The organism is Nocardia anocheti (genome assembly GCF_029675105.1).
GTDB lineage: Bacteria > Actinomycetota > Actinomycetes > Mycobacteriales > Mycobacteriaceae > Nocardia.
On sequence record NZ_JAQQFV010000016.1, the window covers coordinates 19313 to 27329 of the forward strand.

The following is an 8017-nucleotide window of genomic DNA, read 5'->3' on the forward strand; positions in this document are numbered from 1 at the left end:
CAGCACCGGACTCCGAGACCGTGCCAGATGCCGGAAGAGTTGACGTGTGCCCAGTGCCGAAGCTGGGCGGGGAGGATTCCGCCATCGTCACCGCGCGAGTACAACGATCAGGCATGGACGCAGAGTCCACGTCGCTGGATTCCTCAGCGCAGGAGAAGCCCTCGAATCCGTCGATCGACGAGGTCGAGTCGTTCGCCGATTTCCTGCGCTACCTGCACGGCCTCGATCAGGATTTCAAGCCGGTCGAACTAGCCAAGAGCGCACCGGCCAGGCTCGCGTTGTCGAAGCCGACCGGGTTCGATCAACTCGACGAAGTGGTCACCGACATCGCCGCGCGCGACACCAAACTCGCCACAGCCTTGGCCCTGCTCTTGACCGCCGAGAGATCAGACCTGCGTGGCACCGCCCGGCAGACCATCACCGCGCTGGCCGCGCGCATCACCCAGCGACACCCGGCATTCATCGATGACTCCGCCTTCGAAACGCGATTGTCGCGACTGATCGGCGGCGACCTCGAACCGGAGGCGCTGCCCCAGTCGATCACGCGGATGCAGCATCGACTCGAACAGAACTTCGACGGCAAGCGGTCGATGACCCGACCTGCGCTGCAAAGCCTGTCCGACAACGCGGCACACGTTCTCGTCCTGCTCGCCGCCTCGGCTGCGAATTGGGATCTTGCCCAGTGCGTTGATGCCTTCGCCGACACCATTTGGGATGCCAAGGCGCCTTTCGTCGATGCCGCACCCAGCCGCGAGAAGCTCGCCACGCTACCGAAGACCGCGCGCAAGGCGGTCGCGCTCGTCGTGCAGTCCGCCCGCGGTCAGCTGCGAAGCGTCGAGGCCGAGAGGGACCAGCATTCCCACCATCTCGACATCGCGCGAGCCGAGATCGAGCATGCCGTGGCCGCACTGAGCACTGCCGAGTCCCGAGCGACAGAGCTGGAAGCCGAGCTGTCGAAGGTCAAGGCCGCACTCCAGCAGGAGACCGAGGCGCGACGCAGCGAACGCATGGGCGCGACCTCGGATTTCGAGATCCTGCGGGTCGATACCGCCCGTGCCATCACCCAGCAGATCGAATCGCTCGAAGACGCGCTCGACGCCCTTCGGCACGGGCAGACACAGATCACCGAAGAATTCGTCGGCCGTTCGGTCAAGAACCTCCGGCGCAGCTTGACCACGCTTCAACCGCCTTCTACGAAGGCCGCTCGAGAGGACCAGTCATGACGGTCGTCGGCTTCGACTTCGGCACAACCAACAGCCTCATCTCGGTTGTTGCCGGCGAACGCGTATACGACTTGCTCGACGACGACCGACCGGTGCCCTCGGTAGTCAAGTACGAGGGTGTGCGGAAAGTGGTCGGTCAGGCCGCCAAAGACGAACTCGACGCGAGTGGACTCGGCGTGCACGGCAGTTTCGTCAAGTCTCCCAAGACCTACCTCGGCGACGAGTCGATCAGTGTCGACGGTATGGAGCTCAGCCCCATAGACGTCACCTACGACGTGATCGATCACGTACGGCGACGCGCACTCGCCTCGCCCCGAAACGCCGACTATCTGTCCGAGATCACCGACGCGGTGGCCACCATTCCCATCGACATGAACGGACATCGACGCCGAGCCTTGCGTGAGGCATACGCCCGCGCCGGTATTCGCGTGGTCCAATTCGTCCATGAGCCGTTCGCCGCGCTCTACGGCCACTTCCGGCCGAGAATCGGCACCGACTTCGTCCGGCGTTTCGATCGTAAGAACGTGCTGGTCGTGGACTGGGGCGGCGGCACATTGGATCTCACCCTGTGCCGCCTGATGGACGGTCGCGTCGTTCAGCTCCAGAACGCAGGCACCGGCGAGCTCGGTGGCGATGTGTTCGACGACGCGCTGCGCAACTGGATTCTGGCCCAGAGCACTGGGGCGTCCTTCGATGTCGACCCGGATCGCCGTCGCCAGCTCCGACACAAATGCGAACAGCTGAAAATCTATCTGTCAGAAGAAGATTCGGCGACGCTCTATATCCGGAACTTCGACCCGGCCACTGGCTCTCCGCTGACTCAGCAGATGACCAGAGCAGAACTCGATACCATCGCCAAGCCGTTGATCGATCGCGCGATGGACCATGTGGTGGCGCTACTCGATGCCGCTCACATCAGCGACTCGCAGGTGGCGATGTGCCTGGTAACCGGCGGCATGTCCCGGATGCCGGCGATTTCGTCGCGACTGCGGGAGTTCTTCGGCGCGCACCGCGTCGAGGTATCACAGAACAGCGCGACCCTCATCGCCCAGGGTGCGGCCTGGATCGCCCACGACCGGCAACAATTGGAGTTGGCCAAGGACATCGAGGTCCGGTTGGCGCGTGGCTCGTACTACCGGCTCGTCGCCGCTGGAACCCGTGTCCCGTTCGACGGCGGGGAGCTGTCGAGATCATCTTTGGAGATGTACTGCGCGGATCCCCGCGACGGGCAGGCCAAGTTCCAGTTCTGCACACCCGCCCAGCAACGCGCCGAGGCCCAACGCTCCGACCCGCGTGACGATCTGGAAACACTCAGTCTCGTGGTCGATTCCGCAGCACGGCCGTTCATCGAGCGGTTGACGCTGCACACGACTCTCGACCCGGACGGTATCGTCCACATCCGCGCGAAGTCCGGCCTCGGTGGAGCGAACGAACGAAAGTCGTTGCACGACCTGCAGTTCGGGATATCTCTGGGATCGGCGCGGACCAACGCGGGTGTCGCCGACGACCCTGGGCCGCCTCGCGAGCCGGAAATTGCCGAGAAAGGCAGCGTCGTTGTCCGGTCGAACATCGCCGAAAAGAAGGACGACCTTTACGTTCCCGGCGAGGTTCTCTACACCTACAAACCGACCTATTTCAGCCGAGCGTTGCGGCCACCGCAGACCCAGGTCGACGAACACCTCTACTACCAGCCGTGCGCGATCTGCCGACGCCGATCGAACGATCCCGACTGCCGGTGCGGATCGCGCTGATGCCCGGTCGGCGGCACGAAAGCGCCGCCGCACCACCCTCCACATCCGGTCGCGCGGCCGAATGGGTTGCCCGCCCGGCCGAGGCCAAGCTACCGGTTCGAGGATCGCGACCTCGGCCGCATCCCCTCTGCCGGCACGGTCAGGCAGTCATCTCACGGTCGGCCGTTCTGCCCGCGCCACCAGAGGCCGTCGTGCGGCTCCCAGCTGCGCGAGTCGGAACGGCCCTGATCCGAATGCTGAACAATCCCGAACTCATCAACAACCAGCCGAAACGTCCTAGCTCGCGCAGATGCCGTGACCAGGAGCCACACCACCGCCCAGACACCGCAGGTGAACGCGGTCATCAGCAAATGAAAGATGTGGTTGACGGTGTCGACTTTGAGAAGCAGAGCCGAGGTTTGGTCCATCGACTGAACCTGGGCGCCACGAGCAACTTCGGCATACACCGCCATGCTGAGTAGCTGCTGTCGCTGTTCCGGGCTTACCGGTTGCATCCATACTCCGTCCAAGCCGCGCAACGTCTCACGTGCTGCTGATGCATCGGTGATGTAACCAGATCCCCTGAGACCGCACCAATTCCAGCGCATGACACCGCTCGCGATGATTCTTCCGAGGTGGGGAGTTGCTCTGCCGTCGTCGACTACCTCCGTACTTGTCGGATGGTCCTCGTACGTTCACCTCATGATCCTCGAAAAGTCCGGCAACCTCCTCGATGCCGACACCGAAGCCCTTGTCCGTCGGCCGATGCCCAGTGCAGTAGCCGACCACGTCGTCAGCACCGGCGGCTGCCCAGTACACGGCCCACTCCGGCCAGGTGTCGTGCAAGATCCCGAGTACCGCGCAACGCAAAGCTGTGCTGTCGATCGGCATCAGGGCTGACGCTGGAGCAGAGATTTCACATCGCAACCAGGGGTGACTGCTCGATTAGGCACTGGCACAGTAACTATCGTCCGCTATCGAGAAGCACCAGATCCACCAGCCAGGAGTCCGCTACCTTGACCATTCACCGACCGGGACGTCCGACCGACCTACCGAAGGCCGAAATACTCTGGGCCCGATGGGCATTGATCGCCGCGGTTCGCGCGGAAGGCGCGGTGGAGGACAACGACAGCGGCCACTGGATCGATGCCGATGGTCTCCACTGGGACGACTCCGGGTGCACCTGGTGGATCCTGTCCCGGATGGGTGTGGACAGGTTCGTGCTGTACGGGGAGGACGAAACGAGCCAGGTCAAGTGGCATGACCCGACGATCGACATGCTGGCGGGTGCACCGGAGTGGCTGCCGTACGAGGAACTGCGCGATCGGATCGAAGGGTACGAGGTCGGCAGCGTCTACTGGTATGAGAACGGTGCATGGGCTCGTGCGCCCTACCCGGATGACCTCCGCGACGACGGCCTGGACTGCGGCATGGCCGACCTGGCCGACCGGGACAAGGTGCTCCGAGCGCTCGTCCCCCACCTGACCGAGCCCACCGACGGGCCGAGCATCGACAGCCTGCTCGCCGACGCGGAAGCCTACCGCTTGGACGCCGCACTGGTGCTCGACCGGCTGCGCAGCGAGAGTCCACTCGAGCCTCCACCGGACCGCGCCGCCGCGGCCAGGACCCTCACCGCTGCCGGGATCACCGCGGAGCCCTCGACGGCATCGACACCACTGGCGTAGCTGCGTCCCGGCTGCGCGGCGAGCAGCCGGGACGTGGTCAGGACACGTCGCGGCTCAGCTGGAATGTCGTGCAGCCGCCGCCGACCACCTTGCCGGTCAGGGTGGTTGTGCTGTCGGTGCGGTCGGCGATCAGGTCGACCATCACGTAGGAACCCGGGCGGTCGATCCAGGCCGATTGGCGGAATTCCAGTCGGCCCGAATCGACGCGCCAGCGCATGCTGAAGTGGCCCGACGGGACCGTGGGGTTGTCCGGTGTTGGGTAGAAATCGAACTCGGCACGTATCTCGGATTGCACCGTCAACGTCAATCCGGTTGTGCCCTGGGAGCATTCGTAGGTGCCGATCCAGGTGCCCTGTGGCGATTTCCAGTTGTTCGCGACTGTGCTGGTTGTCGCCGCGGCGACCGCCGATCCTTCGACCGAGTGGCCGCAGGCAGAGACGGCCATCACCACGCAGAGGCCCGTCGCGTAGACCAGCTCGCGCGTTCTCAAACTTTCCCCGCATTCCCCGAGTGCCTCCCCGGCAGGTTCCAATCTAACTCCCTCCGCACGGTCAGACACCCGGAGGTGGGGTGAGCGGGCCGGCGTCGGACCGACCGGGTCGCGCAGTCGACGCCTACCGACGGTTCACTTCTCGAACAAGTGCAGGTCGGCTGCCAACAGGGTCTGTTCGGCGTCGAACTGTTCGAAGATAGTGACCGGCCGGAAGCCGAGCCGGGCTGCGAGTCCGAGGGAACGTGTGTTGGCCGATTGGGTGACGACGAGGACCGGCTGGTCAGAGAGTTCGCCTGCGGCTGCGCGCAATACGGCGGTTGTGGCCTCGGTGGCCAGGCCGACGCCCCAGGCGTCACGGTGCAGCAGATAGCTCAGTTCCAGTTCCTCGCCGGCGTCGGTCACCCGCCCGGGCTGGTCCGGCGCACGGCGGTCGAGCTCGATCGTTCCGAGGAAAGCGTCGGTCGCACGGTCGGCGATGATGAAGGTGCCTGGATCGTCGGTGGCGTTGGCCATGCCGCCGATCTCGTCGAGGTACCGCTCGACATCCTCGCGACGCCGCGGGCCGCCGATATAGGCGGCGACCTCCGCGTCGGTCCGCAACTCGATGAGCCGCCCGCGATCGCTATCACGCGCCTTGCGCAACAGCACCCGCTCCGCGGCGATCTCGACCGCGGACAATGTCGACAACAACTGATCCACTCGACTTTCCCCCTGCGCCGGCTCCGCCCCCGGTCTACCAGGAGATCGGCGCCTCGGCCATGACACGGCCGGAATCGTGCTCCGCGGAGTGCCACACATCTCGAATGGGCGCAAGTCCCTGGTCTTGCCCATAGCAACCGGACATCGCCGGTACGGTGAGCTGATGCCGCTACACCGCAGTGTTTCGCCGCTACTCGCCACACTCGCGCTCGGCGCGATGCTCTCCGCAGGCATCGCCGAGGCCGCACCCCGTCCGGACCCGTGGGTGCAAGGGCAGATCGATGCGCTGACCGAGGACGTGCCCGGATTCCTGCGCTCCATCGAAGTTTCCGGCGTGGACCGCGGTGGCATCTCCGATACCGACCTCGCCATCCAAGGCCGCAGGATCTGCTATCAGATCTACAGCGCGAGTGGCGATGTCAGCAGCGCGATGCTGCCCAACACCCGATCGGACGACTTCCATTCCATTGAGGTCGTCGCAGGCGCGAGCATCAAGTACCTGTGCCCGCCGGCAGCCGAGTTCGCTGCGGAAAACCTTCCCGACGCGGCCCCCTGAGCGGCCGCGATCCGATCCGGCAGATCCTCGCATCGTGCCGGGCGTCAGTGGGACGGTGCACCGGACCGCCTCGCACACCTGCTGCTCAACGTGGTCGACCGGGCGGAGTCCAGCGGCGTCGATCACCGTCAGCTGATGCGATTCGTCACCACGGCGCTCGGCGGAGGGGTCGAGCCCGATCGTCCGGGCCGGAGTGCTGCGAGAATTCTCAGCATGAGCGTGCACCACCCGGGGTTGCCCGAGGACCTGCCGAAGGGCGAGACATTGTGGGCGCGATGGGTGTTGGTCGCGTCGGTGGATATGACCGAGGGGGCCGAGAACGAGCCGTTCGAATATGGGGGTGGGTTCTGTGTCGTCGGCGACGAGGTCTATTACGACGACGGGGGTGCACCTGGTGGACGATGTTGCGGATGGGTGAGGGGCGGTTCGTGCTGTATGGGGATGATGATTCCGGTGAGGTGCGCTGGCATGAGACGGCGATCGACATGCTCGCGGGTGCGCCGGTGTGGCTGCCGTACGACAAGCTGAACGAGCGGATCGACGGGAATGAGGTCGGGTGCGTCTACTGGTATGAGGAGGGGGCGTGGGCTCGTGCGCCCTACCCGGAGGATCTCCACGACGATGGACTGAGCACCGGGATGGAGCATCTGGTCGATCGGGACATGCTGTTGCGCAACAATCTGTATCCGCTGCTCGTCGACGAAGCGCGCGGAGAGATCGCGGCGCAACTCCTCGATGACGCCGAGGCCGGTCGTCTCGAACCGCGGCGACTGCTGGAACGGCTGCGCAGGGATGATGATCGTCGCGGGTCGCGGGACCTGGCCGCGATCACCAGGGCGCTCGTCGGCGGGGGGATCGCCGTCTGACGTTTGTCGAGGACGATATGTTGAGCAGCAACAGGATTCACTCCAGGGGGCATGCGATGACCATTCATAAGCCGGGGCGGCCGGAAGATCTTCCCGATGCCAGGACGCTGTGGGCGCGGTGGGCGTTCATTGCCGCGGTTCGGGCCGACAGCAGGGAAGAGCAGCCGGGCCGGACCGGCTACTGGATCGACGCGGAGGGGCTGCACTGGGACGATTCCGCCTGCACCGTATGGACGCTGTCGCCCCAGGGCGAGGGCCGGTTCCTGCTGTACGGCGAGGAAGAAGTGAGTGAGGTGCGGTTCTATGAACCGCCGATCGACGTCTTGGCGGGTGGACCGGCGTGGCTTCCGTTCGACGAGCTTCGTGAACGATATGAGGACTACCAGGCCGGCACCGTGTACTGGTACGAGAACGGAGCTTGGGCTCGCGCGCCGTACCCGGACGATCTCCGCGACGACGGGTTGGCGAGCGGCTTGTTCGGCGTGATCGACCGAGACGAATTGCTCCGGGAGCTGATTCCCCATCTGGAAGAGGCACCCGGGCTGCCGGATATAGACAGCCTGCTGACGGACGCCGAGGCCTACCGTTTGGCGCCCCGCGGGTGGCTCGAGCGGCTTCGGCCTGGACCGCCGTACGACCGGGAGCCGGATCTCCCCGCGGTGGCCAGGACGCTCGCTGCCACCGGAATCACCACGGAGTAGTCACCCCTCCGGGATTCGTCGTTGCCTGACGATGCGGCGAATTCCGGAGTGCCCGTGGTCTTTT

9 protein-coding genes are annotated in these 8017 nt (G+C 65.1%); 6 read left to right on the forward strand and 3 right to left on the reverse strand.

What is annotated here, in order from left to right; genetic code table 11:
- Positions 1–113: 113 nt before the first annotated feature.
- Together QC180_RS29560 and QC180_RS29565 are read left to right on the forward strand one after the other, a co-directional pair.
- On the forward strand, positions 114–1223 hold the full coding sequence (locus QC180_RS29560; RefSeq protein ID WP_278266153.1) for a hypothetical protein: 1110 nt from the start codon (positions 114–116) through the stop codon (positions 1221–1223).
- Entirely contained in the window at positions 1220–2974 is a 1755-nt protein-coding gene (locus QC180_RS29565) for an Hsp70 family protein (RefSeq protein ID WP_278266154.1), read from the forward strand. The genes QC180_RS29560 and QC180_RS29565 overlap by 4 nt, the downstream gene beginning before the upstream one ends.
- 152 nt (positions 2975–3126) lie before the next feature.
- On the opposite strand, the gene QC180_RS29570 is transcribed toward QC180_RS29565, so the two are convergent.
- Positions 3127–3468: a hypothetical protein gene (locus QC180_RS29570; protein ID WP_278266155.1), complete on the reverse strand. Its 342-nt coding sequence runs from the start codon at positions 3466–3468 to the stop codon at positions 3127–3129.
- Between the two features lie 570 nt (positions 3469–4038).
- Between QC180_RS29570 and QC180_RS29575 the strand changes: the two genes are divergently transcribed.
- Positions 4039–4638, forward strand: a complete 600-nt coding sequence (locus QC180_RS29575; RefSeq protein ID WP_278266156.1) for a hypothetical protein — start codon at positions 4039–4041, stop codon at positions 4636–4638.
- Positions 4639–4675: 37 nt separating this feature from the next.
- Here QC180_RS29575 and QC180_RS29580 read toward each other — a convergent pair whose 3' ends face one another.
- Positions 4676–5170 (reverse strand): hypothetical protein, encoded by a 495-nt coding sequence (locus QC180_RS29580; RefSeq protein ID WP_278266157.1) that lies wholly within the window; start codon positions 5168–5170, stop codon positions 4676–4678.
- Positions 5171–5263: 93 nt separating this feature from the next.
- A complete protein-coding gene (locus tag QC180_RS29585; RefSeq protein ID WP_278266158.1) occupies positions 5264–5830 on the reverse strand; it encodes a GNAT family N-acetyltransferase in 567 nt (188 codons plus the stop codon).
- Positions 5831–5993: 163 nt separating this feature from the next.
- Here QC180_RS29585 and QC180_RS29590 point away from each other — a divergent pair, with 163 nt between their 5' ends.
- From QC180_RS29590 to QC180_RS29600, 3 genes are all read left to right on the forward strand, one after another.
- Positions 5994–6386: a hypothetical protein gene (locus QC180_RS29590; RefSeq protein WP_278266159.1), complete on the forward strand. Its 393-nt coding sequence runs from the start codon at positions 5994–5996 to the stop codon at positions 6384–6386.
- 410 nt (positions 6387–6796) lie between these two features.
- A complete protein-coding gene (locus QC180_RS29595; RefSeq protein ID WP_278266160.1) occupies positions 6797–7252 on the forward strand; it encodes a hypothetical protein in 456 nt (151 codons plus the stop codon).
- 56 nt (positions 7253–7308) lie between these two features.
- Complete coding sequence (locus QC180_RS29600; RefSeq protein WP_278266161.1) at positions 7309–7953, forward strand: hypothetical protein; 645 nt, start codon at positions 7309–7311, stop codon at positions 7951–7953.
- Positions 7954–8017 lie beyond the last annotated feature (64 nt).

Coding starts and splice junctions, on each gene's coding strand:
- QC180_RS29560 (WP_278266153.1), top strand. CDS start 114: ATGGACGCAGAGTCCACGTCGCTGGATTCCTCAGCGCAGGAGAAGCCC.
- QC180_RS29565 (WP_278266154.1), top strand. CDS start 1,220: ATGACGGTCGTCGGCTTCGACTTCGGCACAACCAACAGCCTCATCTCG.
- QC180_RS29570 (WP_278266155.1), bottom strand. CDS start 3,468: ATGCAACCGGTAAGCCCGGAACAGCGACAGCAGCTACTCAGCATGGCG.
- QC180_RS29590 (WP_278266159.1), top strand. CDS start 5,994: ATGCCGCTACACCGCAGTGTTTCGCCGCTACTCGCCACACTCGCGCTC.
- QC180_RS29595 (WP_278266160.1), top strand. CDS start 6,797: ATGGGTGAGGGGCGGTTCGTGCTGTATGGGGATGATGATTCCGGTGAG.
- QC180_RS29600 (WP_278266161.1), top strand. CDS start 7,309: ATGACCATTCATAAGCCGGGGCGGCCGGAAGATCTTCCCGATGCCAGG.